26 protein-coding genes and 2 tRNA genes are annotated in these 25,639 nt (G+C 67.5%); 14 read left to right on the plus strand and 14 right to left on the minus strand.

Annotated features, from left to right (window positions below):
* Positions 1-58 precede the first annotated feature (58 nt).
* Together BLW83_RS05760 and tyrS are read right to left on the minus strand one after the other, a co-directional pair.
* Positions 59-967 (minus strand): pseudouridine-5'-phosphate glycosidase, encoded by a 909-nt coding sequence (locus BLW83_RS05760; protein ID WP_090846536.1) that lies wholly within the window; start codon positions 965-967, stop codon positions 59-61.
* A 128-nt stretch (positions 968-1,095) separates the two neighbouring features.
* Complete coding sequence (gene tyrS, locus BLW83_RS05765; RefSeq protein WP_090846538.1) at positions 1,096-2,343, minus strand: tyrosine--tRNA ligase; 1,248 nt, start codon at positions 2,341-2,343, stop codon at positions 1,096-1,098.
* A 75-nt stretch (positions 2,344-2,418) separates the two neighbouring features.
* On the opposite strand from tyrS, the gene BLW83_RS05770 reads away from it, so the two are divergent.
* The 6 genes from BLW83_RS05770 (at position 2,419) to BLW83_RS05795 (ending at position 6,560) form a co-directional block, all read left to right on the plus strand.
* Entirely contained in the window at positions 2,419-3,510 is a 1,092-nt protein-coding gene (locus tag BLW83_RS05770) for an anhydro-N-acetylmuramic acid kinase (protein WP_090846540.1), read from the plus strand.
* Between the two features lie 114 nt (positions 3,511-3,624).
* Positions 3,625-4,431: a PRC-barrel domain-containing protein gene (locus tag BLW83_RS05775; protein ID WP_090847501.1), complete on the plus strand. Its 807-nt coding sequence runs from the start codon at positions 3,625-3,627 to the stop codon at positions 4,429-4,431.
* Between the two features lie 129 nt (positions 4,432-4,560).
* Entirely contained in the window at positions 4,561-5,613 is a 1,053-nt protein-coding gene (locus BLW83_RS05780; RefSeq protein WP_143042752.1) for a PRC-barrel domain-containing protein, read from the plus strand.
* A 132-nt stretch (positions 5,614-5,745) separates the two neighbouring features.
* Positions 5,746-5,822 (plus strand) — tRNA-Asp (locus BLW83_RS05785).
* A gap of 30 nt (positions 5,823-5,852) precedes the next feature.
* Positions 5,853-5,929: transfer RNA gene (locus tag BLW83_RS05790), tRNA-Asp, on the plus strand.
* 139 nt (positions 5,930-6,068) lie between these two features.
* The gene (locus BLW83_RS05795) at positions 6,069-6,560 is read left to right on the plus strand and encodes an SspB family protein (protein WP_177172501.1); all 492 of its coding nucleotides are present in this window, start codon (positions 6,069-6,071) and stop codon (positions 6,558-6,560) included.
* A 50-nt stretch (positions 6,561-6,610) separates the two neighbouring features.
* Here BLW83_RS05795 and betI read toward each other — a convergent pair whose 3' ends face one another.
* The gene (gene betI / locus BLW83_RS05800; RefSeq protein ID WP_090846546.1) at positions 6,611-7,180 is read right to left on the minus strand and encodes a transcriptional regulator BetI; all 570 of its coding nucleotides are present in this window, start codon (positions 7,178-7,180) and stop codon (positions 6,611-6,613) included.
* A 112-nt stretch (positions 7,181-7,292) separates the two neighbouring features.
* On the opposite strand from betI, the gene choX reads away from it, so the two are divergent.
* From choX to BLW83_RS05815, 3 genes are read left to right on the plus strand one after another with little or no spacing between them, the layout of a single operon-like run.
* Positions 7,293-8,234, plus strand: coding sequence for a choline ABC transporter substrate-binding protein (choX, locus tag BLW83_RS05805; RefSeq protein WP_090846548.1), 942 nt, complete (start codon positions 7,293-7,295; stop codon positions 8,232-8,234).
* The gene (choW, locus tag BLW83_RS05810) at positions 8,234-9,085 is read left to right on the plus strand and encodes a choline ABC transporter permease subunit (protein ID WP_090846549.1); all 852 of its coding nucleotides are present in this window, start codon (positions 8,234-8,236) and stop codon (positions 9,083-9,085) included. The genes choX and choW overlap by 1 nt, the downstream gene beginning before the upstream one ends.
* Positions 9,082-10,167, plus strand: coding sequence for a quaternary amine ABC transporter ATP-binding protein (locus BLW83_RS05815; RefSeq protein WP_090846550.1), 1,086 nt, complete (start codon positions 9,082-9,084; stop codon positions 10,165-10,167). Before choW ends, BLW83_RS05815 begins: the two co-directional genes overlap by 4 nt.
* A 172-nt stretch (positions 10,168-10,339) precedes the next feature.
* Here the strand turns inward: BLW83_RS05815 and BLW83_RS05820 are convergent, their stop codons facing one another.
* The 6 genes from BLW83_RS05820 to fumC all read right to left on the minus strand — a co-directional run bounded on the left by BLW83_RS05820 (position 10,340) and on the right by fumC (position 14,569).
* Entirely contained in the window at positions 10,340-10,945 is a 606-nt protein-coding gene (locus BLW83_RS05820) for a LysE/ArgO family amino acid transporter (protein ID WP_090846552.1), read from the minus strand.
* A gap of 66 nt (positions 10,946-11,011) precedes the next feature.
* Positions 11,012-11,758, minus strand: a complete 747-nt coding sequence (locus BLW83_RS05825) for a YebC/PmpR family DNA-binding transcriptional regulator (RefSeq protein WP_090846554.1) — start codon at positions 11,756-11,758, stop codon at positions 11,012-11,014.
* Between the two features lie 30 nt (positions 11,759-11,788).
* Complete coding sequence (locus tag BLW83_RS05830) at positions 11,789-12,637, minus strand: methyltransferase (protein WP_218139083.1); 849 nt, start codon at positions 12,635-12,637, stop codon at positions 11,789-11,791.
* Positions 12,638-12,654: 17 nt separating this feature from the next.
* Positions 12,655-12,918, minus strand: a complete 264-nt coding sequence (locus tag BLW83_RS05835; RefSeq protein ID WP_090846559.1) for a ribbon-helix-helix domain-containing protein — start codon at positions 12,916-12,918, stop codon at positions 12,655-12,657.
* Positions 12,908-13,102, minus strand: a complete 195-nt coding sequence (locus BLW83_RS05840) for a DUF4169 family protein (RefSeq protein WP_090846561.1) — start codon at positions 13,100-13,102, stop codon at positions 12,908-12,910. Before BLW83_RS05840 ends, BLW83_RS05835 begins: the two co-directional genes overlap by 11 nt.
* A 72-nt stretch (positions 13,103-13,174) precedes the next feature.
* Positions 13,175-14,569: a class II fumarate hydratase gene (gene fumC / locus BLW83_RS05845; RefSeq protein ID WP_090846563.1), complete on the minus strand. Its 1,395-nt coding sequence runs from the start codon at positions 14,567-14,569 to the stop codon at positions 13,175-13,177.
* 323 nt (positions 14,570-14,892) lie between these two features.
* Here fumC and polA point away from each other — a divergent pair, with 323 nt between their 5' ends.
* Positions 14,893-17,697: a DNA polymerase I gene (gene polA, locus BLW83_RS05850; protein ID WP_090846564.1), complete on the plus strand. Its 2,805-nt coding sequence runs from the start codon at positions 14,893-14,895 to the stop codon at positions 17,695-17,697.
* Positions 17,698-17,889: 192 nt separating this feature from the next.
* On the opposite strand, the gene BLW83_RS05855 is transcribed toward polA, so the two are convergent.
* Positions 17,890-18,105, minus strand: a complete 216-nt coding sequence (locus BLW83_RS05855) for a zinc-finger domain-containing protein (protein ID WP_090847503.1) — start codon at positions 18,103-18,105, stop codon at positions 17,890-17,892.
* 198 nt (positions 18,106-18,303) lie between these two features.
* On the opposite strand from BLW83_RS05855, the gene BLW83_RS05860 reads away from it, so the two are divergent.
* Positions 18,304-19,233 (plus strand): ABC transporter ATP-binding protein, encoded by a 930-nt coding sequence (locus tag BLW83_RS05860; protein ID WP_425433942.1) that lies wholly within the window; start codon positions 18,304-18,306, stop codon positions 19,231-19,233.
* Positions 19,234-19,251: 18 nt separating this feature from the next.
* Here the strand turns inward: BLW83_RS05860 and BLW83_RS05865 are convergent, their stop codons facing one another.
* Both BLW83_RS05865 and BLW83_RS05870 read right to left on the minus strand, forming a co-directional pair.
* Complete coding sequence (locus BLW83_RS05865; RefSeq protein ID WP_090846568.1) at positions 19,252-19,626, minus strand: HIT domain-containing protein; 375 nt, start codon at positions 19,624-19,626, stop codon at positions 19,252-19,254.
* Between the two features lie 11 nt (positions 19,627-19,637).
* A complete protein-coding gene (locus BLW83_RS05870) occupies positions 19,638-21,215 on the minus strand; it encodes a DUF5928 domain-containing protein (RefSeq protein ID WP_090846570.1) in 1,578 nt (525 codons plus the stop codon).
* Between the two features lie 148 nt (positions 21,216-21,363).
* Here BLW83_RS05870 and BLW83_RS05875 point away from each other — a divergent pair, with 148 nt between their 5' ends.
* Both BLW83_RS05875 and BLW83_RS15995 read left to right on the plus strand, forming a co-directional pair.
* Complete coding sequence (locus BLW83_RS05875; protein ID WP_090846572.1) at positions 21,364-22,182, plus strand: sulfotransferase family protein; 819 nt, start codon at positions 21,364-21,366, stop codon at positions 22,180-22,182.
* Positions 22,183-22,186: 4 nt separating this feature from the next.
* A complete protein-coding gene (locus tag BLW83_RS15995) occupies positions 22,187-22,312 on the plus strand; it encodes a hypothetical protein (RefSeq protein ID WP_281245526.1) in 126 nt (41 codons plus the stop codon).
* Positions 22,313-22,386: 74 nt separating this feature from the next.
* Here the strand turns inward: BLW83_RS15995 and hemN are convergent, their stop codons facing one another.
* A complete protein-coding gene (gene hemN, locus BLW83_RS05880) occupies positions 22,387-23,742 on the minus strand; it encodes an oxygen-independent coproporphyrinogen III oxidase (protein ID WP_090846574.1) in 1,356 nt (451 codons plus the stop codon).
* Positions 23,743-23,820: 78 nt separating this feature from the next.
* Between hemN and fnrL the strand changes: the two genes are divergently transcribed.
* Positions 23,821-24,555: a transcriptional regulator FnrL gene (fnrL, locus tag BLW83_RS05885; RefSeq protein WP_090846577.1), complete on the plus strand. Its 735-nt coding sequence runs from the start codon at positions 23,821-23,823 to the stop codon at positions 24,553-24,555.
* 90 nt (positions 24,556-24,645) lie between these two features.
* Here fnrL and BLW83_RS05890 read toward each other — a convergent pair whose 3' ends face one another.
* Positions 24,646-25,485: a universal stress protein gene (locus BLW83_RS05890; RefSeq protein WP_090846579.1), complete on the minus strand. Its 840-nt coding sequence runs from the start codon at positions 25,483-25,485 to the stop codon at positions 24,646-24,648.
* Positions 25,486-25,639 lie beyond the last annotated feature (154 nt).

Consider the following 25,639-nt stretch of genomic DNA (forward strand, 5'->3'; position numbering starts at 1 on the left):
GGACCGTTTTCCGGGCGCTTGGAAGCCCCGGGGATATTTTTAGCAAGATGAAAGCGGCTCAGGCGTCCTGCGCGGCGATTTCAGCGGCCAGCCGGGCGTTGGCCAGCACCAGCGCGATATTCGCCTCGACCGAGCGGCCCTGCGTCAGGTCGTAGACGCGATCCAGCAGAAAGGGCGTGACCGCCTTGGCGGCGATGCGCTTGCGGGCTGCCTCGTCCAGGGCGCGCTCGACGGCGGGAAAGATCTCGGCGCGGGGGATTTCGGCCTCGGCCGGGATCGGGTTCACCACCAGCTGCCCGCCGGGCAGGCCCAGGGTGCGGCGCATTCTTGCAGCGGCGGCGATCTGGGCGGGGTCGTCCAGCCGCAGGGGTGCGGGCAGGCCGGAATCGCGCGACCAATAGGCGGGGATCGCATCCTGCCCGACCGCGATCACCGGCACGCCGAGGGTTTCCAGAAACTCGAAGGTCCGCGGCAGGTCGAGGATCGCCTTGGCCCCCGAGGACACCACCGTCACCGGCGTCGCCGCCAGTTCGTAAAGATCGGCCGAGATGTCCATGGTTTCCCCGACATTGCGGTGGACGCCGCCGATGCCGCCGGTCGCAAACACCCTGATGCCGGCCAGCGCCGCGCAGATCATCGTCGCGGCGACGGTGGTGGCGCCGGTGCGGCCGCTGGTCAGGCAGACGGCCAGATCGGCGCGGCTGATCTTCATCACGTCTTCGGCCCCGGCGAGATGTTCCAGCGTCGCATCGTCCAGCCCGATGCGGATCTGCCCGCCGATCACCGCGATGGTGGCGGGGGTGGCGCCGGCGTCGCGCACCGTGCGTTCGACCTCGCGCGCCATTTCCAGATTGCGGGGGTGGGGCATCCCGTGAGTGATGATCGTCGATTCCAGCGCGACGACGGGGCGGCCCGCGTCCAGCGCCTCGCGGACCTCGGGGGTGAAGCTCAGCGGCAGGTCGGTCATCGGAGGCTCCTCGGCTGTGGTCCCGAGGATCAAGCGCCAAGGCGAGCGGGCGCGTCAAGAGCCGCCGTGCGGGACGGGCATGGCCCGGTTGCCGCAGGCGCCGGACAAGGGCGCCTGCGGCCGGCGGTCTAGCCGGCGATGCGCAGCATCCGGTGCTTTTTCTTGCCCAGGCTGATCTTCATGCCGTCGCCCACCTCGGCCGCGGTCAGCAGCCGCTGCGGGTCGGTCACGGGGTCGTTGTTCAGCCGCAGCCCGCCCTCGGCGATCAGGCGCTTGGCCTCTTTCCCGCTGGCGGTCAGGCCGGTCTGCGCCAGCATCTGCACCACCGACAGCCCGCCGTCAAAGGCCGCGGCGGGCATGGCGACCAGCTCCAGATCGCCGCCGGCGCCGCCCTGTTCGAACACCTCGCGGGCGGTTGCCTCGGCGCTGGCGGCGGCGTCGGCGCCGTGCAGCAGGGTGGTCACCTCGTTCGCCAGCACGATCTTGCCGTCGTTGATCGCCGCGCCCTGCAACGCGCCCAGCCGATCGCATTCCGCCACCGGCAGCTCGGTATAAAGCTTGAGGAACCGGCCCACATCGGCGTCGGTGGTGTTGCGCCAGAACTGCCAGAATTCATAAGGCGACAGCATCGCCCCGTTCAGCCACACCGCGCCGCCCGCCGACTTGCCCATCTTGCGCCCGTCCGAGGTGGTCAGCAGCGGCGAGGTCAGCCCCCAGATTTCGCGGTCCAGCACCCGGCGTGTCAGGTCGATCCCATTGACGATATTGCCCCACTGGTCGCTGCCGCCCATCTGCAACCGGCAGTCGTAACGCCGATATAGTTCCAGAAAATCATAGGCTTGCAGGATCATGTAGTTGAATTCGAGGAACGACAGGCTTTGTTCCCGGTCCAGCCGCGATCTCACCGATTCAAACGACAGCATCCGGTTGACCGAGAAATGCCGCCCGATGTCGCGCAGGAAATCGAGGTAGTTGAGGCTATCCAGCCACTCGGCGTTGTTCAGCATCATCGCGCCGCTGTCGCCGTATTGCAGGTAGCGGGCAAAGACCTGCTGCATCCCGTCGATATTCGACTGGATCGCATCGGGGGTCAGCAGCGGCCGTTCCTCGCTGCGGAAAGACGGGTCTCCGACCTTGGTGGTGCCGCCGCCCATCAGGGTGATCGGGCGGTTGCCGGTTTTCTGGAACCAGCGCAGCATCATGATGTTCAGCAGGTGGCCGACATGCAGGCTGGCCGCGGTCGCGTCATAGCCGATATAGGCCGTCACCGGCCCCTGGGTCAGGGCATCATCCAGCGCCTGCATGTCGGTGCAGTCGGCCAGATAGCCGCGTTCGACCATGACGGTCAGGAACTCGGATTTCGGGCGGTAGGTCATCGGCTTTTTCCTTTCACTGCGCCCGCCTATACAGCCAGCGCCGGGCAAGGAAAAGCGAACTGGCGGGGGGTGCGGATGCTGGTGCTGGGGATGATGTCGGGAACCTCGCTTGACGGGGTGGATGCGGCGGTGATCGAGACGGACGGCGAGGCGATCCACGGTTTCGGTCGCAGCGGCTATCGCCCGTATTCGGCTGCGGAATCTGCGGTGCTGCACGGGGCGCTTGGCCGCTGGCCGGGCGAGGGGGGCGTCTCTGAGGCCGCGGCGCTGTCGGTGGCAGCCCATGCCGCACTGGCCGGCGATTTCCCCGAGGCCGCGCTGATCGGCTATCACGGCCAGACGCTGGCCCATGACCCCGCGCACGGCCGCACCCATCAGGCCGGGCAGGGCTGGCGGTTGGCGCGGGCGACCGGCCGCCGCGTGGTCTGGGATTTCCGGCACGAGGATGTGCGTCAGGGGGGCGAGGGCGCGCCCTTGGTGCCGTTCTTTCACCACGCGCTGGCCTGCTGGGCGGTGGGGCAGGGGCGGCTTGAACCCGCGCCGGTGGTGTTTCTGAACCTCGGCGGGGTGGGCAACCTGAGCTGGTGCGACCCGCGCGAACCCGATCCGCTGCGCGCCTGCATCGCCTTTGACACCGGCCCGGCCAATGCGCCGCTGAACGACCTGATGCGGGCGCGGCGAGGCGTGGCGCGGGACGAAGGGGGCGGGCTGGCAGCCTTGGGCGCGCCGGATGAAACCGTGGTCGGGGATTTCCTGCGGCATGAGTATTTCACCCGCCCCGCCCCGAAATCGCTGGACCGCGATGCATTCGCCGGGCTGGCGGCGGCCGTTGCGCGGCTGGGCGACGCCGATGCGGCCGCGACGCTGGCCCATGTCGCGGCGGCTGCGGTGGCCAGCGGGCTGGGGCTGCTGCCCTCGCGCCCGGAAATGCTGCTGGTCTGCGGCGGTGGCCGTCACAATGGCGCGATCATGGCGGCGCTGGCGTCGCGCTGCAACCTGCCCGTGCTTCCGGTCGAGACCGCCGGGCTGGACGGCGACATGATCGAGGCGCAGGGCTTTGCATGGCTGGCCGCGCGGGTGCTGCGCGGGCTGCCGACCTCGGGGCCGGGCACCACGGGCGCGCCCCGCGCCGTCTGCGGCGGCAGGATCAGCGCACCGGCGGGATGACGCCGGGGCGGGGCCGAAAGCGGGCGTCGGGCGGAACAGTTGCGGCGGGCCGGCGTTGGGGCGCCATGATCGGGGAACCGCGTTCCCCTAACGCCACGAACAAGGAGGCTCATGATGAAAGCCCTGCTTCTTGCTGCGACGTCCTCGCTGGCCCTGACCGGATTCGCGATGGCGCAGACCGACGCCACGGACGGCACTGCGACCACCACCGACACCACCACGACCACGATTATCCAGGATGCCGCCACGGATGTGGGCGACGCCGCCGCCGCGGCCGGCGACCGGATCGAGGATGCCGCTGACCGCGCCGAAAGCGCGCTGGACGAAGCGGTGACCACCGACGCGGCCGATGTGGCCGAGGACGCCGCCGACCGCGCCGAAAGCGTCACCGACGAGGCCGTGACCGAGGGCGCGGACGGCACGGTGGTCGACACTACCACCACAACGACCACCATGCCCGACGCAACCACGCCGGTCGTTCCCGCCCCGATGGGCGCGCCGGCCGATCCCGCCGTCCAGCCGACGCCCGATACAGCCCCTGTCGTCGCCCCCGATGTCAGCGCCCCGGCCCTGACCGCGGATAATCCGGGGATGCTGGGGTCGTGGCTGCTCGATCGCCGGATCTGGACCACCAACCAGCCCTCGTCCAGCGCATGGAGCGACCCGATGCTGACCGAGCGTCCGGCCGAATGGACCGACATTGCCAAGGTCGGCGACATTGTGGTCGATACCGACGGCAACGTGCTGGGCTATGTCGCGGATATCGGCGGCTTCCTTGGCATCGGCGCCAAGCAGGTGCTGCTGGGCAAGGATGCGCTGCATTTCGTGCGGATCGGGGACGATGCCTTCTTTGCGACCAATTTTACCCGCGAGGAACTGGAAGCGCTGCCCGACTTTGACAAGACCACCGTCATGCAGTGATGCAAGCCGGCTGACTGCGGCATGGGGCGCCCCTTGGGGCGCCCTTTTGCCTGCGCGCCGGAACCCTTGTCTGCCGGTCGGGTTGATCCGGCGATGTCCAAGCCACTTCACGGAACAAGGATTTCCCTCATGCTGAACAAGCAACTTCTGGGGACAGCCGCGGTGCTGTCGTTGATTGCCGCTGGCGCCATGGCCCAGACCGAGGCCCCCGATGCCGCCGCCGACCAGCCCGCCGCGGCGGACACTGCGCAGCCCGAAGCCCAGGTCGTCGTCGAACAGGCCGAGCCGACCGTGACCGTGGACGCGCCCACCCCCACCGTCCACGTGAACCAGCCCGCGCCGCAGGTGACCGTCGAACAGCCCGAGCCGACCGTGACCGTCACCCAGGCCCCGCCCGAAGTCACCGTCGAGCAATGCGCCCCCACCATCACCGTGACGCAGGCCGAGCCGACGGTGACCGTGAACATCCCCCAGCCCATCGTGACCGTGGCGCTGCCCGACCCCGAGGTGACCGTGGACGAGGCGCGCCCGACCGTGACCGTCGACATGCCCGAGCCGGTCGTTTCATTCGTCCAGCCCCAGCCGAAAATCACCGTCGAGGACGCCGAGCCGCGCGTTCAGGTGACTGACGCCGAACCGCAGGTCGATGTCACCCGCGCCACCGAGGCACAGGTTGAGATTCGCCAGAATGATCCGGTGATCGACGTCGAGCAGGCCGATCAGGCGCAGGTGAACCTGCAAGACGCCCCCGCGGCCGAGGTCGAGGTGGAACAGGCCGATCAGGCGCAGGTCGAGGTCCGGCAGGACGAGGCCGCGGTGAATGTGGCGCAGGATCCGCCGGCGCTGGCTCCCGTCTCGGCCCCCGACATCGCCACGCGCGAGGGTTATGCCGCCGTTCCGGTCGACGAGCTGTCGGCCGATGAGCTAACCGGCATCCCGGTCTATGCGGCGGCCGACGAACATATCGGCGACGTGAACGCGGTGGTGACCGACGAATCCGGCCGGGTCCGGCAGATCATCATCGGGGTCGGCGGGTTTCTGGGCATCGGCGAACGCGACCTCGCCTATCCGCTGGACCAGGTGTCCATCCAGCGCCAGCCCGACGGCAGCGATCTGCGCGCCTATGTGGGCACCCCGGCCGCCGAGGTGCAGAACCTGCCGGAATATCAGCCGGCCGACTGATCGGGGCGCTCTTTTACCCTCGCGGTGCAGGGATTTTCGCCATTCCGGCGCGGTCGGGCGCTTTGCCGCTTGACCTCCTGCGCCGCGATGCGTAAATCCCCGTCACCCAGAGGCGATCTGGGTGTGGTGTGGGCGGTTGTAGCTCAGTTGGTTAGAGTACCGGCCTGTCACGCCGGGGGTCGCGGGTTCGAGCCCCGTCAACCGCGCCATCCACCACCACAGGATCGCCCCGGAAATGCGCGGTTGTAGCTCAGTTGGTTAGAGTACCGGCCTGTCACGCCGGGGGTCGCGGGTTCGAGCCCCGTCAACCGCGCCATTTTCCCCCCTTTCACCACATGTGCCGGATGCCTCGGCCCGCCGCCCCTGTGCGCACAGCATTTGTCTCGGGGGATGCCGCGCGCCCTTTTCATCCGGCGTCACATCCCTATGCTGACCCCGTTGCGAAGGAGAGGCTGATGGCGGGCGGAATCGATTATGGCGGGATGATGCACCGTGCCATGCAGGGGCTGATCGCCGACGTGTTGCAGGTGGTGGCCGAACAGGGGCTGCCGGGCGAGCATCATTTCTTCATCACCTTCGACACCCGCGACGAGGGGGTCGAGATGGCCGACTGGCTGCGCGAGCGCTACCCCGAGGAAATGACCATCGTCATCCAGCACTGGTTCGACAATCTCAAGGTCACGCATGAGGGCTTCACCATCACGCTGAACTTCGGCAACTCGCCCGAGCCGCTGTATGTGCCCTTTGATTCGCTGCGCACCTTTGTGGACCCTTCGGTCGAGTTCGGGCTGCGGTTTGAAACCCAGGACAGCGACGAGGATGCCGAGGACGCCGAGTCCGAGGGCGGCGCCGCCCCGAGCCACGGCCCCGAGGGTCCGGGCGAGGCAGCCGAACCCCCCGCGGGCGGCGGCGCCGAGGTCGTCAGTCTGGACAAGTGGCGCAAGTGACCGCCGGCTGACCGCGCGGCGCGCGCGGATCCCCCGTCAGCGCAGGGCCGTCAGCGCAGGGCGTCGGCCAGCCATTGCTGCACCATCGCGTGCGCCTGTTGCGGCGCAGGGCCGCGGGCGTCGATCACCGCGCGCAGATATACCCCGTCGATCAGCGCGCCCAGCGTCTCGGCCAGCCGCGCGGCCTGCGCGCCGGCCCGCGGGCGCAGCGCATCCAGCAGGTTGCTGCGCAGCCGGCGGTGATAGATCGCCAGCAGCCGCGCCGCATCCGGCTCGGTCAGGGTCAGCGGATAGAAATTCAGCCAGGCTGCGGTGGTGTCGCGGTCGAAATGCGCGCTGTCGAGACTGGCGGCGATGATCGCCTCGGCCCGGCGGTCGGGCGGGGCATCGGCCAGTGCGCGACGGACGCTTTCACCATAAAGCGCCAGAATATGTCGCATCGCCGCGACCAGCATCTGCGACTTGGACCCGAAATAATGATGGGCCAGCGCCGGCGACATCCCCGCATCGCGGGCGATACGGGCCACGGTGACCTCTTGCGTGCCGGTCCGCCCGACGGCGGCGATTGCGGCATCGACCAAAGCCGCCTTTCGGCTGGCCTCGGCGCGGTTTTTAGGCATAAGGGAACCCTCGGCAGAATCACCAAGTGTCGAAGATATAGCGCGGATTGATTGACCCGTCAATCAACGATCGCCCCGGCGCTGACACAGAACGACGAAGAAGGAGACTGAGATGACCTTCCGCACCAGCCTGCTGGCATTTGCCGCCGCGACGCTGCCCCTGACCGCCGCCGTTGCGGCCGAGCCCGACAGCTGTCGCAGCGTCCGCATTTCCGAACCCGGCTGGACCGACATCTCGGCCACCACCGGCCTGACCACCACGGTGCTCAAGGCGCTGGGCTATGAAACCGATGTCGCGCTGCTGTCGCTGCCCTTTACCTTTGCGGCGCTGTCGACCGACGATCTGGACGTGTTTCTGGGCTACTGGCACCCCTCGATGCTGGCCGACCTGCAACCCTATACCCAGGCGGGGACCATCGACACCGTGCGCACCAACCTGACCGGCGCCAAATACACGCTGGCCACCAACCGCGCCGGGACCGAGGCCGGGATCACCGATTTCGCGTCCATCGCCGCGCAGCGCGACGCGCTGGAGGGCCGCATCTACGGGATCGAGCCGGGCAATGACGGCAACCGGCTGCTGCTGGACATGATCGGCGACGACCGTTTCGGGCTGGGCACCTTTGAACTGGTCGAATCCAGCGAACAGGGGATGCTGGCGCAGGTCGCCCGCGCCGATGCCGCCGGCAAGCCGGTGGTGTTTCTGGGGTGGGAACCCCACCCGATGAACAGCCAGTTCGAGATGACCTATCTGCCCGGCGGCGATGACATCTTCGGCCCCGATCTGGGCGGCGCCGAGGTGCGCACCACCACCCGCGCCGGCTATGTCGCGGAATGTCCCAATGTCGGGCGTTTTCTGCAAAATCTCGAATTCACCCTGGCGATGGAAAACGAGATCATGGGCGCGATCCTCGACGATGGCCGCGACGCTTCGGATGCGGCGCGCGACTGGCTCAGGGCAAATCCCGAGGTGGCTGGGCCGTGGCTTGACGGCGTCACCACCTTTGACGGCGGCGATGCGCAGGCGGCGCTGGGCGCGGCGCTGGACGGGTGATGGAACGGCTGACCGCGATCCTGACCGAAAGCAAGCTGCCGGTCGGCAGGACCGCGCGGCAGATCTTCGACTGGCTCAAGCTGCACGCCGAGCCGGTGTTCGCCGCGATTGCCGGCGGGCTTGGGGTGCTGGTGGATGCGATCCACGCAATGCTGGTGTTCCCGCATCCGCTGCTGTTCACCGCGGCGGCGGCGGCGCTGGCGCTGGCGATGCGCCGCGGGGCGGTGGTCGCCGGCGGGGTGGCGGCGGGGTTCCTGTTCATCCTCAACCAGGGCTACTGGAAGCCGACGATGGAATCGCTGTCGCTGGTGCTGGCGGCGGGGATCGTCTGCATGGCGCTGGGGGTGCCCACGGGTATCGCGCTGGCGCATCGCCCGCGGCTTTACCGGCTGGTGCGCCCGCTGCTGGACCTGATGCAGACGCTGCCCAGCTTTGTCTATCTGATCCCGGCCATCGTGTTTTTCGGCATCGGCACGGTGCCGGGGCTGATCGCCACGGTGATCTTTGTGCTGCCGGCGCCGGTGCGGCTGACGCGGCTGGGCATCGCCTCGACGCCGCTGCCGCTGGTCGAGGCCGCGCGCGCCTTTGGCGCCACGCCCCGGCAACTGCTGTGGAAGGTCGAGCTGCCAAGCGCCTGGCCGCAGATCATGGCCGGGCTGAACCAGACGATCATGCTGTCGCTGTCGATGGTGGTGATCGCGGCGCTGGTCGGCGCGGCGGGGCTGGGGGTGCCGGTGGTGCGCGCGCTCAACAGCGTGAATACGGCGCTGGGGTTCGAATCGGGCATCGTGATCGTGGTGGTGGCGATCATCCTCGACCGGCTGCTGGCCGCCCCGAGGAAAGAGAAATGACCGCCTCGTCCCCCTTTGCCCGGACCACCCCCGCGCCCTCGCCGCCGCCGCTGTCGCCGCCGCCGCGCCCGCAGGCCGTGGTCTTCGACCGCGTGTCCATCGTCTTTGGCGACCGCCCGGAACGCGCGCTGCCGCTGGCGGACGAGGGGTTGCAGCGCAGCGCCATCCGCGAGGCGACGGGGCAGGTGCTGGGGGTGCATGACTGCTCGCTCAGCGTCGGGGTGGGCGAAATCGTGGTGCTGATGGGCCTGTCGGGGTCGGGGAAATCGACGCTGCTGCGGGCGGTGAATGCGCTGAGCCCGGCGGTGCGCGGCGATGTCCGCATCCGCATGGACGAGACGATGACCAGCGTCACCAGCGCCGACGCCCAGACGCTGCGCCGGATCCGGCTCAGCCATGTGTCGATGGTGTTTCAGCAATTCGGCCTGCTGCCGTGGCGCACGGTGCGCGAGAATGTCGGGCTGGGGCTGGAGCTCGCCGGGCAGTCGCGCAAGCAGCGCCGCGCCCGCGTCGACGAGGAACTGGAAACCGTCGGGCTGTCGGACTGGGCCGAGCGGCGGGTCGGCGACCTGTCGGGCGGGATGCAGCAGCGCGTGGGGCTGGCCCGCGCCTTTGCCACCCGCGCCCCGATCCTCTTGATGGACGAGCCGTTCTCGGCCCTCGACCCGCTGATCCGCACAAGGCTGCAGGACGACCTGCTGGCGATGCAGGCCCGCCGCCCGCGCACCATCATCTTTGTCAGCCACGACCTGGACGAGGCGTTCAAGCTGGGCGACCGCATCGCCCTGATGGATGAGGGGCGGATCGTCCAGACCGGCACCGCGCTGGAGATCCTGCGCAACCCGGCCAATGCCTATGTGGCCGAGTTCGTGGCCCACATGAACCCGATGGCGGTGCTGACCGCCGCCGACCTGGCCGAGCCGGGCGAGGCCCCCGGTGCGCCCTTGGCCGCAACACTGCCCGCGCGCGAGGTGATGGCGGCACTGACCGCAGCCGAAGCGCTGCCCGTCGAGGGTGGCGGGCGGGTGACGCGGGCGGGGGTGCTCAAGCGGCTGGCGCATCCCGGAAACGGCCGCGCGTAAGCTGCGCCTGCCGCGCCGGCGTCGGCGTTGCCTGGGTATTTGAGCCAGAAAGAAGCAGGCTGCCGCAGTTGCCCCGACGGGGGCATCTCTGTGCGAGGGGCTTCTTTCTGGCTCAAATACCCATTGCTCCCGTGCCGCCGGCGCATCATTTGCCGGTCTGCGCGCGGCGCGATCAGCCCCGGATCAGGGACAACGCGATGGTCCACATCACCAGCGCCACGCCGGCATCGAGCAGCCGCCACGCCACCGGACGTGCAAACAGCGGCGCCAGCAGCCGCGCACCAAAGCCCAGCGAAAAGAAGAACAGGAACGATCCGCTCATCGCGCCCAGGGCAAAGCCCAGCCGGTCGGATTGCGCCGAGGAAATCGAGCCGATCAGCACCACCGTATCCAGCCAGACATGCGGGTTGAGCCAGGTCAGCGCCGCCAGCGCCGCCAGCGTCGGGCCCAGCGCGGGCGCCTTGCCGCCGCTGGCCTGCAACGTCTCGCCCCCGCGCCATGCCGCGCGGGCCGAGCGCAGCCCGTACCACAGCAGGAACGCCGCGCCGCCCCAGCGCATCGCCTGCAGAAACCACGGCGCGTGGCTGGCGATGGCGCCGGCGCCCGCCACCCCCGCCGCGATCAGCGCCGCGTCCGAGGCGGCACAGAACAGGCAGACCGCAAAGACGTGACTGCGCAGCAGCCCCTGTTTCAGGACAAAGGCGTTCTGCGCCCCGATCGCCATGATCAGCGACAGCCCGATCCCCAGCCCCGCCAGATAGCTGCCTGCCTGAATCATCCTTGCCGTCCCCGCATGAAAAAGCGGCGCCCCCGCGGGCGCCGCCGGAATCCTGTCCGCGCCCTGTCAGCCCAGCTGCGCCGCGACGTCCTCGGTCAGGTCGAAATTGGCGGTGACGTTCTGCACGTCGTCGTCCTCTTCCAGCGTGTCGATCAGCTTCATCAGCTTTTGCGCGTGGTCGAGATCGGCGACCTCGGCCGGGGCCTGCGGTTTCCAGATCAGCTTGGCGGTTTCCGATTCGCCCAGGGATGCCTCAAGCGCCGCCGAGACCTCGGCCAGATCGCTGTCGCCGGTATAGATCCAGTGGCCCTCGTCGTCGCTTTCCACGTCCGCCGCGCCCGCTTCCAGCGCGGCCATCATCACCGTGTCCGCATCGCCCGCGCTGGCCGGATACATGATCTCTCCCACCCGGTCGAACATGAAGCTGACCGAGCCGGTCTGCCCCAGATCGCCGCCGTGCTTGGTGAAATAGCTGCGCACGTTGGACGCCGTGCGGTTGCGGTTGTCGGTCATCGCCTCGACGATGATGGCGATGCCGCCGGGGCCGTAGCCCTCATAGCGGATTTCCTCGTAGTTCTCGGCGTCGCCGCCCAGCGATTTCTTGATCGCGCGGTCGATCACGTCCTTGGGGACCGAACTCGAACGCGCCTCTTTCACCGCCATCCGCAGCCGCGGGTTCTTTTCCGGGTCGGGGTCGCCCATCTTGGCGGCGACGGTGATTTCCTTGGCCAGCTTTGAAAACAGCTTGGACCGCAGCTTGTCCTGCTTGCCCTTGCGATGCTGGATGTTGGCCCATTTGGAATGGCCTGCCATGAGATCCTCTCATTTCGCTATGGCGTGGTTCTAGTCAGCGCGGGGGGCGGGTGCAAGCTTGGCCGGTTCGCGCAGCCCGTGGCGCAGCGGCTTGTGGCGTTGCCCCTCGGGCCGGCAGTCGATCACCACGAGGATGCAAGAGGTCTCGGGCTTTGCCGGCTGCCAGCCCATGCTGCGGAACACATGGGTCTGCACCCGGTCGCCGAACGGCGCAAAGAGATCGCGGGTGATGGTATTGACATGGCCGTCGATGCGGTCGCGTTCCTCGAACGGCGCGTAGATGAAACAAAAGCCGCGGCAGACCTCGGCCAGCAGGCCGACGAACCGTTCGACCTGCGGCACATGCTCGATGACATGCGAACAGAACACGATGTCGTAACGGTCCTCGATTTCGTAAAGATCGCGGCAGGCGAAATTGACGCGGGGATAATTCAACCGGATCCAGGGCTCTCGCATCGCCACATGGTCGATGGCGTGGATGTTCATGCGCGAGAACACGACATCCGAAGAATGCAGCTGCGCCATCAGATGCGCCGCCGCCCCGCCGCCACAACCGACATCCAGAAACTCCAACTGGTCCTGCCGGCGGTAATGTTTCAGCAGCACGTCGTGGATATGGGGCAGCACGTCGGCGGCGAACACGATGGTCTGGGCACCCCAGCCGAATTCGAACCGTTCGGCCGAGCCGAACTTGCCGCGGTCGCCATAGGACAGATCCTTGAGCGCCGCGTGCAAGCGGTGAAAGGCGGCAAGCTCGTCGTCATCAAGCTGCCGGGCGGGATCACGGGTATCCAACGCAGCCGCCGCCGCGGTCAGGCTGCGACGCAGCGCGCCACTGTCATCGGCGGCATCGGCGCAGGAGGAAAGAGCGCCGGGCAAGTTCGCATAAGAGTGGGTCACGGATCGTCTCCGACAGGGGTGATTGATGATGAATCCGTTTGGGCAAACAGGAACAGCCGCAGGGCGGTGGCCAGCCCGACCTCGGGGGGGCGGGCGTGGTCGATGGCGGCGATCAACTGCGCGCGGGTCATGCCGCGGGCGGCGGCGGCATCGGCGGCGGCGCGCCAGAACGCATCTTCCAGGCTGACGCTGGTCGCGTGCCCGTCGATGGTGACCGAGCGCTTGCGCGGCGGCGACAGCGGCGGCAGGTCAAGCGTCATCCCCGCCCCCGCTTTCACGCCGGTGCTGGTCGAGGGCACGGGCCGCCCGCGCGGCCTCGGATTCGGCCTGTGCGCGCTCGGCCTTGCTGCGGCCGAATTTCGCGGCGTTCTCGTCGCCCTGCCGGCGCTTGTCGGCGCGGGCGCGGTCTTTGCGGAAACGATTGAGGTTGGTGATCTGCGCCATGGCGGCAGGATAGCGCGCCTGCGGGCGCCAGGAAAGCCGCGCGGCACCGGCAAGGCCCCGCGCGGGATGCGATCAGTCCTCGGGGCCGACCATCTGTTCGGGGCGCACGATGCGGTCGAATTCGTCCTCGGTGACGAGGCCGAGGCCCACGGCCTCTTGCCGCAGGGTGGTGCCGTTCTTGTGGGCGGTCTTGGCCACCAGCGTGGCGTTGTCATAGCCGATGGTAGGGGCCAGCGCCGTGACCAGCATCAGGCTTTCCTTCATCAGCTTTTCGATGCGCGCGGTGTTGGCCTGCGTGCCGACCACCATGTTGTCGGTAAAGCTGACCGCCGCATCGCCCAGCAGCTGCATGGATTGCAGGACGTTATAGGACATCATCGGGTTGAACACGTTCAGCTCGAAATGCCCCTGGCTGCCGGCAAAGCCGACCGCCGCGTCGTTGCCCATGACATGGGCGCAGACCATGGTCAGCGCCTCGGCCTGGGTCGGGTTCACCTTGCCCGGCATGATCGAGCTGCCGGGTTCGTTTTCCGGCAGGATCAGCTCGCCCAGACCCGAGCGCGGCCCCGAACCCAGAAAGCGCAGGTCGTTGGCGATCTTGAACAGCGAACCGGCGACGGTCTTCAGCGCGCCGTGGAAAAACACCATCGCGTCATGTGCGGCCAGCGCCTCGAACTTGTTGGGGGCGGTGACAAAGGGCAGGTCGGTGATCCTGGCGATCTCGGCCGCGATGGCGGTGTCCCAGCCCTTTTTCGTGTTCAGCCCGGTGCCGACGGCGGTGCCGCCCTGCGCGAGTTCATAGATCTGCGGCAGGCACAGCTTGACCCGCTCGATTCCCATGCGGACCTGATGGGCGTAGCCGGAAAACTCCTGCCCCAGGGTCAGGGGCGTGGCGTCCTGGGTGTGGGTGCGGCCGATCTTGATGATGTCCTTGAACTCGGCCTGCTTGGCCTCGAGCGCCGCGGCCAGATGTTCCAGCCCCGGCAGCAGCACGTCGCGCGCGACCATGCCGATGGCGACATGCATCGCGGTCGGGAAAGTGTCGTTGGATGACTGCCCCATGTTGACGTGATCGTTCGGATGGACCGGCTTTTTCGAGCCCATCTCGCCGCCCATGATCTGGATGGCGCGGTTACTGATCACCTCGTTCGCGTTCATGTTCGACTGGGTGCCGGAACCGGTCTGCCAGACCACCAGCGGGAAATGATCGTCGAGCTTGCCCGCGATCACCTCGGCCGCGGCCTGCACCATGGCGCCCCCGACGGCGGGGTCCAGCTTGCCGGTCGCCATGTTCACCTGCGCCGCCGCCTGCTTGACCACGCCCAGGGCGCGGACGATGGCGGTGGGCTGCTTTTCCCAGCCGATCCTGAAATTGCCCAGGGACCGCTGCGTCTGCGCGCCCCAATAGCGGTCGGACGGAACTTCCAGCGGGCCGAAGCTGTCGGTTTCGGTGCGGGTGTCGGTCATGGGCTGATCCTCTGGCAGCGATGGGCTGATAACGCGGGCCTCATAGGCCGAAAACTCTGCGGGATCAATCGGTATGCGGTGGCATACCGCTGCTAGCCGAAAGCGTGAGGTTCCCGGCAGCGCGGCGGTTTCCTTGCGGTTGCATGGGTATTTGGACCAGAAAGAAGTCTATGGTGCTGCGGTTAAGGGCTTCTTTCTGGCTCAAATACCCATGCGGCGGGGCAGCGGGTGCGGCGTTGGCAGATGGGGCGCGGCGGGGCCGTTTGCGCCGCTGTGCGCGGCGTGGCAGAAGATGGCTCAACGGCGAACAGGGGGAATGGGCGATGAACGACGAAGGCTTTGGCAAGGGCAGCCACCTGCATCTGATCGACGGCTCGGCCTTCATCTTTCGCGCGTTTCACGCGCTGCCGCCGCTGACGCGGAAATCCGACGGGCTGCCCATCGGGGCGGTGGCCGGTTTCTGCAACATGATCTGGAAATACATCAACGACGCGCGGGGCTCTGACGCGCCGACACATGTAGCGGTGATCTTTGACCATTCCTCGAAAACCTTCCGCAACGACATCTTCCCCGACTACAAGGCCAACCGCCCCGAACCGCCCGAGGAACTGCGCCCGCAATTTCCGCTGACGCGCGAGGCGACCGTTGCCTTCAACCTGCCCTCGATCGAGATCCGCGATTTCGAGGCCGACGACATCATCGCCACCCTGGCCTGTCAGGCGCGCGAGCTGGGCGGGCGCGTCACCATCATCAGTTCCGACAAGGATCTGATGCAGCTGGTGGGCGACGGGGTCGAGATGCTGGACCCGATCAAGGGCAAGCCCATCGGCCGCGACGAGGTGTTCGAGAAATTCGGCGTCTACCCTGAGCTTGTGGCCGATGTGCAGGCGCTGGCCGGCGATCCCACCGACAACGTGCCGGGTGCGCCGGGCATCGGCGTCAAGACCGCCGCCCTGCTGATCAACGAATACGGTGATCTCGAATCGCTGCTCGCCCGCGCGGACGAAATCAAGCAGCCCAAGCGGCGCCAGACCTTGATCGACAATGCCGAACAGATCCGTATCTCGAAACGGCTGGTGCAGCTGGATCGCGAGACGCCGATCGACTTTGCCATGGCCACGCTTGAGGTCAAGGATCCGGACCCCGAGGTGCTGATGGAGTTCCTCAACCGCATGGAGTTCCGCACCCTGACCAAGCGCGTGGCCGAGCGTTCCGGGACCACTGCGCCCGAGCCGCTCGCCCCCCCACCCGAGGCCGCGGCCCCCGCCGCCCCGCAGTTCGCGCCGGTCGATTGCGACGCCTATGAAACGATCCGCGACACCGCCGCGCTGCAACGCTGGCTGGATGCGATCCGCGAACGCGGCATGGTCGCCGTCGATACTGAAACCACCGGGCTGGACGAGATGCAGGCCGATCTGGTCGGAATTTCCTTTTGCACCGAGGTGGGCAACGCCGCCTATCTGCCGCTGGGCCATGTCGAGGGCACCGCCGATCTGTTTGGCGGCGGCGCGCAGGCGGCGGGGCAGATTCCGATGGATCAGGCGCTGGCGATGCTCAAGCCGGTGCTTGAGGATCCGGCGGTGCTCAAGATCCTGCACAATGCCAAGTATGACTGGAAGATCCTTGCCCGGCTGGGCATCCGCATGGCGCCGGTCGATGACACCATGCTGATGAGCTACGTCCTGAACGCGGGCCTGCACAACCACGGGCTGGACGAGCTGGCGGAAACCTATGTCGGGCACCGTTGTCAGCCGATCAAGGCGCTGCTGGGGTCGGGCAAGAACCAGATCACCTTTGCGCAGGTGCCCATCGACGCCGCCACCCGCTACGGCGGCGAGGATGCCGAGATCACCTGGCGGCTGTGGCAGCATTTCCGCCCGCAGCTGCCCGCGGCGCAGGTCACCACCGTCTATGAAACGCTGGAGCGCCCGATGATCGAGGTGCTGGCCGGGATGGAAATGGCCGGCGTCCAGATCGACAGCCAGCACCTGTCGCGGATGTCCGGTGCCTTTGCCCAGAAAATGGCCGCGCTGGAGGAAGAGGCGCATGGGCTTGCGGGGGGTAAATTCAACCTCGGCTCGCCCAAGCAGCTTGGAGAAATCCTGTTCGGCCAGATGGGGTTGCCCGGCACCAAGGCCGGCAAGTCGGGGGCGCTGTCCACCAGCGCCGACGTGCTTGAGGATCTGGCGGCCGAGGGGCACGAGCTGCCTGCTCGCATCCTCGACTGGCGGGCGCTCGCCAAGCTGAAATCGACCTATACCGACGCGCTGCCGACCTTCGTGAACCCGGACACCGGGCGGGTGCATACCTGCTATTCGATTGCGGGCGCCGCGACCGGGCGGCTGGCCTCGACCGACCCGAATCTGCAAAACATCCCCGTGCGCACCGACGAGGGCCGCCGCATCCGCGAGGCGTTCCTGGCCCCCGAAGGCAGGCTGCTGGTCAGCCTCGACTACAGCCAGATCGAACTGCGCATCCTTGCCCATATCGCCGACATACCGGCGCTGAAACAGGCATTCGCCGACGGCATCGACATCCATGCGATGACCGCCAGCGAGATGTTTGGGGTGCCGGTCGAGGGCATGGACCCGATGATCCGCCGGCAGGCCAAGGCGATCAATTTCGGCGTGATCTACGGGATCTCGGCCTTTGGCCTCGCGCGAAACCTGCGCATCCCGCGGGCCGAGGCGCAGGCCTTCATCGACACCTATTTCCAGCGCTTCCCGGAAATCCGCGCCTATATGGACCGGACCACCACTGAAGCCAAGGCGCAGGGCTTCGTGCGCACGCTGTTCGGGCGGCGCATCCACACGCCGGGGATTTCATCCTCCGGCCCGGCAGCGGCGGGTGCGCGCCGCGCGGCGATCAACGCGCCGATCCAGGGCACCGCCGCCGATATCATCCGCCGCGCCATGATCCGCATGCCCGAAGCGATCGAGGGGATTCCCGCGCGGATGTTGTTGCAGGTCCACGACGAGCTGGTGTTCGAGGCGGACGAGGCTGCGGTCGAGCCGCTGATCGCCGCCGCGCGCGAGGTGATGGCCGGCGCCGCCGACCCGGTGGTCCATCTCAGCGTGCCGCTGGTCGTCGATGCGGGTTCGGGCCGCAACTGGGCCGAGGCGCATTGACCGGGCACCGCCACTCGGCCCGGCAGCCTGTCTTTGGTGCCTAAATATCCCGGGGTCCGGGGCAGCGCCCCGGTTGCAACCGCGCCGCGGGAAAACAGTGCGATCCGCTGGTGCTGCCCTGCCGGGCCGGGGCGCTGCCCCGGACCCCGGGATATTTGAACAAGAAAGAAGCGGCCGCCACTCGATGGTGGATCAGTGATCCTCGTGCGCCTGTTCGGCGTCGATCACGAAGCGCTTGTCGCAATAGCCGCAATCGACAAACCCGGTTTCCGGGGCGATGCGCAGCCAGACGCGGGGATGGCCCAGCCCCAGCGCCTCGTTGCCGGAACAGGCGACTTTCCAGCTGGTCACGATCTCGGTCTCGGGGGCGGGCAAAAGCGTCGCCTCGGGGTCCTGATTGGTGGACATCGGGGTTTCAGAGATCGCGTGCTGCATCTTGGCTCTCTTGTAATGGCGGGGCGGGACCGGTTTAACAGGGGCATTCTATCCAGCCCCGGCCCACTGCCGCAAGATGCGCCGCAGTCGCGGCTTTGGGCCGCGAAAGGTCGTCCGATGTCCGCAAGCCTGCAACCGCCCCCCGCAAGGGTTCACCCGCCACGCCCCGGCCTGCCCGAAGCGGCGATCCGCCTGACCGGGCTGCGCAAGGTCTATGCCGCCGACGGCGCCAGCCCGCCGAAAGAGGCGCTGAAGGGCGTCGATCTGGTGATCCCCCGCGGCTCGGTCTTTGGCTTGCTGGGGCCAAACGGGGCGGGGAAATCGACGCTGATCAACATTCTGGCCGGGCTGGTCAACAAGACCGCCGGCAAGGTCGAGATCTGGGGCTTCGATCAGGACGTGAACCCGCGCCAATCCCGCGCCGCCATCGGGGTGATGCCGCAGGAACTGAACATCGACCCTTTTCTGACCCCGCGCGCCAGTCTCGAGGTGCAGGCCGGGCTTTATGCGGTGCCCAAGGCCGATCGCTGGACGGACGAGATCCTTGAACTCGTCGGGCTGACCGCGCAGGCCGAAAGCTATACCCGCCAGCTGTCGGGCGGGATGAAGCGGCGGCTGCTGCTGGCCAAGGCGCTGGTCCACCGTCCCCCCATCCTGGTGCTGGACGAACCCACTGCCGGCGTCGACATCGGCCTGCGCGAGATGCTGTGGACCAATGTGCGCCGCCTGAACGCGCAGGGGATGACGGTGATCCTGACCACACATTACCTGGAAGAGGCCGAAGAGATGTGCGACGAGATCGCCATCATCAACCACGGCGCCAGGATCGTGCAGGAACCCACGGGCCAGCTGCTGGCGCGGATGGGGTCCAAGACGCTGCTGGTCGATCCCGGCGACTGGCAGGGTGAACTGCCGCCGCTGCCCGAGGGCGTCACCGCCGAGCGTCGCCCCGACGGGCAGCTGGCGCTGAGCTGGAACACCGGCCGCACCGAGGCCGCGCAGATCGTCGATGCGCTGCGCGGGGCCGGGGTGCCGATGGTCGATGTCTCGACCGAGCAGCCCGACTTGCAGGATGTGTTTCTTGAACTGACCCGCGGCTGACCGCCCGGCCGGGCCGGGTCAGGCTTGCGCCAGCATCCGGCCCAGCGGGCGGCCGCCCAGCAGGTGCAGGTGGAAATGCGGCACCTCTTGCACGCCGTGTTCGCCGGCGTTGGTGATGGCGCGAAAACCCGCGCTGCCCTCGGCCAGCATCAGCCCCTCGGACCGCGCGACCTGTGCCACCAGCCGGTGAAACCCGGCGATTTCCGCGTCCGAGGCATTGGCGGCGAAATCGTCGTAGCTGACATAGGCACCGCGCGGGATCACCAGCACATGCACCGGCGCCTGCGGGCGGATGTCGCGAAATGCCAGCGCGTGTTCGTTTTCGGCAACCGTGTCGTTGGGGATCTCGCCCCGCAGGATACGGGCAAAGATGTTGTCGGGATCATAGGCCATGGGCGGGCTCCTTAGTCGTCGAACAGATGATCGGTCCCCGCAAGGGCTAGCGCCGTATCGGGGTCGAGGTCCAGCAGCCTTGCCAGCGCCGCCGCGTTGGCATTGGTTCCACGCGCGGGTGAAATCACCTGAAACCCCTCGATTTCCAGATCGCGGATGCGTTCGCCTTCGTGTTCCAGATCGGCGCGGACCGCGGGGATCAGCCGGTTGACCTGCTCGGGGGCGCTGTGCTGACCGGCCAGACCGACCCGCCCGATATGGCCGCGCACATAATCGTCGTCGAAATCCGAATCGATCAGCAGCACCCGGGTTTCGGCCTTGTCGTCCAGAAAATCCTGGATCAGCCCCAGCGCCGAGGGGTCCAGGCACAGCGCCACGCAGGGGCTTTCGAACTGGACGAACAGCATCTTGACCAGCGCGCGGCGGTGGCGTTCGCGCTTGGCCAGCGTCGTTTCGATCCCGCCCATGTCGGGCAGATGCGCGTCCAGTTCGTTGAACAGATAATCCACCACCGGAATGTCGGTGTGGCGGCGGATCGCCGCGGTCAGCCGCTTGGCGACATGCCATTTCTTGGCCACGATCAGGATCAGCCGCCGCCCGCGGCCCAGCGACCCGTCCGCCTCCCAGAAACGCTGGCCGAAGCGGCGGCCGATGCGGCCGCGGCCGGACAGGAAACGGTAAAGCCCCGCGGCTTCGTTGGTGATGGGAAACTGCGCGCCGCTGTCCCGCCACAGCGCCCCCAGCCGCTTGCGCAGGGTGATCGCCTCGGGGCTGATCTTGCGGGCGAACAGATAATCCTGTCCCAGCAGCAGGTCGTAGTGGTCGTTGTAGAAGGTGACCGGCATCCCGTAGTCGGTGAACATCAGAAAGGTCAGCGTGCGCGAACGGATTTCGCGGCGCGGCACCACATGCGCGACGATGGTCTGGAAAAACGTCTCGTCCGGGATCCAGGTGGTGGCAAAGAACCGCATCACGTCACGGCGCGCGTCGCAGAACGCCAGCAGCCTTTCCACAGTCTGCCGGCGCAGGCACCACCATTGCGAACCGATCATCACCTGGATGTCGGCGGGCAGCGGCCGCGCCAGCCCCAGCCGCTTTTGCAGGTCGAGGCTGGCATAGAACAGCCGCTTGCTGGTGCGTTCGTTGAACCAGTGGCGATAGATCAGCCGCTCTTCCTTGATGCCGGTCTTGATCCAGTCGCTGTCGAAGAAGTCGAAATTCTCGATGAAATCGAGGTCGTTGGCGTCAAGAAATTCCTGCGCATAGGCGGCGGACTTGATCGGCATGCAGTCGCCCGACAGCATGTAGAAATGCGACGCCTGCGGAAAGGCCGCGACGGCGGTGCGCACGGCCTCGAGCGTGGCGGCGACCAGCGACCATTCGCCCCAGCCGCATTTGACCCGCCGCGGGGTAAAGGCGACGGCGGGGTTGCCGGCCAGCGCCGCCCGGATCCGCGCGTAATCGCCGGCATCGGCGCGGCCGTCGAAATGGATCGAGACGAAATCCCCCGATTCGGTCAGCCGCTGCGCCTGTGCGACGATCCCCACCGGGTCCTTGTGGCATAAAAGGATGAATGCGATGCGGGCCATGCGCAGCTACCTGTCCGGTGGTCGAGCGCGCGGAATCCGGTCCCGGGCGCGGCAATCCGCCGGTGGCGAGTTGCCTTGCGTGCATAACGATTTTATGGGCACGAGCAAGACGTGCCAATGATTTACACGAATTGCGAGGACGCGCGACATGGGGTTTCCCGGCACCTGGATGACCGAAAGCGAAAGCATGGCCTATCGGGTCGTGCCCAAATGCGCCTGCTCGACCATCGGGCAGATCATGTTCCATTCCGACCATGGCCGCTATTACGACGGCGACATCCACGATGCGACCGAAGGGCTGCACAAATGGAACCTCGACCACAGCCAGCCGCAGATCGAGGCTGCGGTGCTGGCGCGCCGGCCGCTTGCCTTTACCTGCGTGCGCAACCCCTATGCGCGGATCCTGTCGTCGTTCTTCGACAAGATCGCCGGCATCCAGCGCAACGGCAAACGCTATCGCGGCAACCTGATCCCGCAGATCATGCAGCGCTACGGGGTCGAGGTCGGCAGCCCCGAGGACAATTTCGACTTTGACCAGATCCGCAGCTTTCGCCGGTTCCTGCTGTTTGCCCGCGACACCATCCGCTGGCGCCGCCCGATGGAGCCGGACATCCACTGGTCGGCGATGTCGGGCCATATCTCGACCTTCATCGCGAACGGCGGCCGCTATGACCGGATCTTTTTTACCGAGAAATTCAACGAGGGGATGCAGGCGGTGCTGGATGCCGCCGAAACCCCGGTGCGCATGGACGTGAACGCGGTGCCCCGGTTCAACGAATCCGAAGGCCACGGCCCCAAGCGTGCCCATAAGGTCAGCGAATATTTCGACGATCTGTCACGGCACCTGATCTGGGAAATCTATCGCAAGGATTTCCAGCTGTTCCGCTATGACTTCGACGACCCCGACAACAAGTTCCCAAAGGGCGAGGTCGATCTGGACGAGGTCCACGTCAAGCTGGGCCGCTAGGACCATGCGCGACACCGGCGGCGGCGCGGCAAAAGGGGGGCTGTCTGCCCCCCATCGCCTGACGGCGATTCCCCCCGAGGATATTTTCGGACAGAAGAAGCCGCTCCGGCGAAAACATCTTCTGTCCTGAAATATCCCGGGGGCGCGGGGGCTGGCCCCCGCTCGGGCCAAGGCAGGTGGGGGCAGGAGCAGACGGGGCAGGGGTCAGATGGCGGGGCTGTGGCCCTTGGCCTCCATCTCGTAGCCGTCGAACATGCGGGCGATCATCCGTGTCAGCGGGCGGCCGGATTCGGGGATCGACAGGCCGCTGTCGTCCAGTTCCACCATGTCGCCGAACTCGGCCTTGACCGGGGCGAACAGCGCGGCGAGCGTGGCTTGGGTAAAGCCGTGGTCGCGGATGAATTCATCGGCCGAGATGCGGAAATCGCACATCAGCGCCTCGATCATGCGGGCGCGCCAGTTGTCCTCGGGGGTGAACACATGGCCGCGAGTGGTCGAGAATCGGCCCTCGCGGATCGCCTTGGTATAGGCGCCGGTGGCGGGGGCGTTCTGCGCATAGCCCTGCGGGAACCGCGAGATCGACGAGGCGCCCATGCCCACCAGCGCCTGCGCCAGATCGTCGGTGTAGCCTTGGAAGTTGCGGCGCAGCAGCCCGGCGCGTTGCGCCACCGCCAGCCCGTCGCCGGGGCGGGCAAAGTGGTCGATGCCGATTTCATCATAGCCGTCGGCGACCAGCAGGTCGCGGGCGACCTCGAACAGCCGCAGCCGCGCCTGCGCGTCGGGCAGGGTGTCGTCGGGGATCATCACCTGCCGCTTGGCCATCCACGGCACATGCGCATAGCCGTAAAGCGCGATGCGGTCGGGCGACAGCGCCATCAGTTTCTGGATGGAATCGGCGATCTTCTGCGGGGTCTGGTGGGGCAGCCCGTAAAGGATGTCGGCGTTCAGGCTGGCGATGCCGCGGTCGCGGATCATCCGCACCGCCTGCGCGGTGATTTCAAAGCTCTGTTCGCGGCCGATGGTTTTCTGGATCTCGGGGTCGAAGTCCTGCACCCCGATCGAGGCGCGGGTCAGCCCGGCCTCGGCCAGCGCGTCCATGCGCGGCTCGTCGATCTCGTTGGGGTCGATCTCGACCGAGAACTCGGCCCCCTCGGCCAGCGGGAAGGCGTCGAACACCGCGCCCGCCACGCGGCGCATCATGTCGGGCGGCATCAGCGTCGGCGTGCCGCCGCCCCAGTGCAGCCGCGACAGCCTGACCCCCGGCGCCAGGCTGGCCTTGAGCAGTTCGAGTTCTTGCAGCAGCACGTCGGCATAGGCGCGCACCGGCGCGTCGGATTGCGTGCCCTGCGTGCGGCAGGCGCAGAACCAGCACAGCCTGCGGCAGAACGGCACATGCATGTAAAGCGAGATCGCGCCCCCGGCAGGAATTTCCTGCACCCAGCGGGTGAAATCCCCCGCGCCCACGGTCGGCTTGAAATGCGGCGCCGTCGGATAAGACGTGTAGCGCGGCACCCGCGCGTCGAACAACCCGAGTCGGGTCAGTTGCGATTTCTGTTCCATGGGACTATCCATTGCCTGCGTTAACTGGACACGGCATTGACACAGGTCAAGACCATCTCACTGGACAGCTGCCACCCCATGCAGGTTCCCTGTGCGGATTGCCCGATCCGTTATCGCGCGGTCTGTGCCAGCTGCGAGGCGGGGGATCTGGACCGTCTGGACGCCAGCAAATATTACCGCCGCTATCAGGCCGGCCAGACCGTCGCGCTGGCGGGCGAGCGGATGGAGTTCGTGGCCTCGGTCGTCTCGGGCGTGGCGGGGCTGTCCCAGACGATGGAGGACGGGCGCACCCAGATGGTCGGGCTGCTGCTGCCGTCGGATTTCCTGGGCCGGCCGGGGCGGGCGGTGGCGGCCTATGACGTGACCGCGCTGTCGGACCTGCTGCTGTGCTGTTTCCGCCGCAAGCCGTTCGAGGATCTGCTGCGTTCGAACCCGCGGATCTCGGGGCGACTGCTGGACATGACGCTGGACGACCTGGATGCGGCGCGCGAATGGCTGCTGCTGCTGGGGCGCAAATCGGCGCGCGAAAAGATCGCCTCGTTTCTGGTGATCCTGGCCCGGCGCACTGCGGCGCTGCGGCAGGCGGATCCGGCCGAGGTGCCCATGGACGGAATCGACATCGAGCTGCCGCTGACGCGCGAGGCGATGGCCGATTACCTTGGGTTGACGCTGGAAACCGTCAGTCGCCAGATCTCGGCGCTCAGGCGCGACGAGGTGATCCGGCTGTCTGGCAAGCGGCAGGTGATCGTGCCCGACTTTGCCCGGCTGGTCGCCGAAAGCGGCGATGATGCCGACGGCGGCCTGCCGATCTGACCACGCCCGCCGCCGGACGCGCCCGCCGTTTGCCCCCGCCCCAGAACGGCCGGCAGCGCCGGCCATCCTTTCGCGCCGATCAGCACGCCATCAGCGCGCCATCAACACCGGCAGCGTGGCATGTTCCAGCATCCGGCGGGTCACGCCGCCCAGAATCGCCTCGCGCAGGCGCGACTTGCTGTAGGCGCCGATCACCATCAGGTCGGCGCCGGTTTCGGTCGCGCGGCGGTTCAGCACCTCGGTCACGGTGGGCAGGGTCTTGGCCAGCACCGCGATATTGGCGTTGACCCCGTGGCGGGTCAGCATCTGGCACAGCCGCCCGCCCGGGTCCGAGCCCTCGGGCGAATGGGGCGAGGGGTCCACAACCGCGATTTCCACCGTTTCGGCCATCTTGAGCAGCGGCATCGCGCGGCGGATGGCGTGCAGCGCCTCGTCGGACTGGTTCCAGCCGATCAGCACCCGCTTGCCGACCGAATCGCCAAGCTCGGCCCCGCGCGGCAGCACCAGCGCGGGGGTGCCGCCCTCGAACAGTGCGGCTTCGACCACCGCTTCGGCGTCGGCGGGGGCGTCGGGGCCGTAGGGTTGGGCCTGCACCACCAGATCGACATAGCGCGCGCGCATCGCCACCAGCGACGACAACCCGCCGATCTGCGCCACCGCGCTGTCCAGCGACCAGCGAATGTCCTCGTGCGAGAGCTGCTCGCGCATTTCGGCCTCGATGGCCTCGGCGGTGGCCATGGCGCGGTCGACGGCCTCTTGAAACACATAGGCCGAGGCGCCGGCGTAGTAGTAGCCGGTCTGGGTGCGGTCGACGCCCAGGGCGAACACTTCGAGATGCGCATCCTCGCGCCGGGCCAGCGCCATGGCGGATTCGAGCTGCGCGATCTGGCCGGTCTGGGTGATGACGGTAAGGATGGTCTTGTAGCCCATTGCGCTGCTCCATTCTGGTCGGGCTGCCTGCCCGCGGGGGCGACCTTACGCCGCAGTTTGCCCCCCTTTGATTGACCTAGATCAAGGATTGGTCAAGTTTCGGTCCATAGAGCACACGGGCACGACGGTTTGCCGGGTCGCCACCTTGGCGATT

The organism is Paracoccus alkenifer (genome assembly GCF_900108405.1).
Lineage (GTDB): Bacteria > Pseudomonadota > Alphaproteobacteria > Rhodobacterales > Rhodobacteraceae > Paracoccus > Paracoccus alkenifer.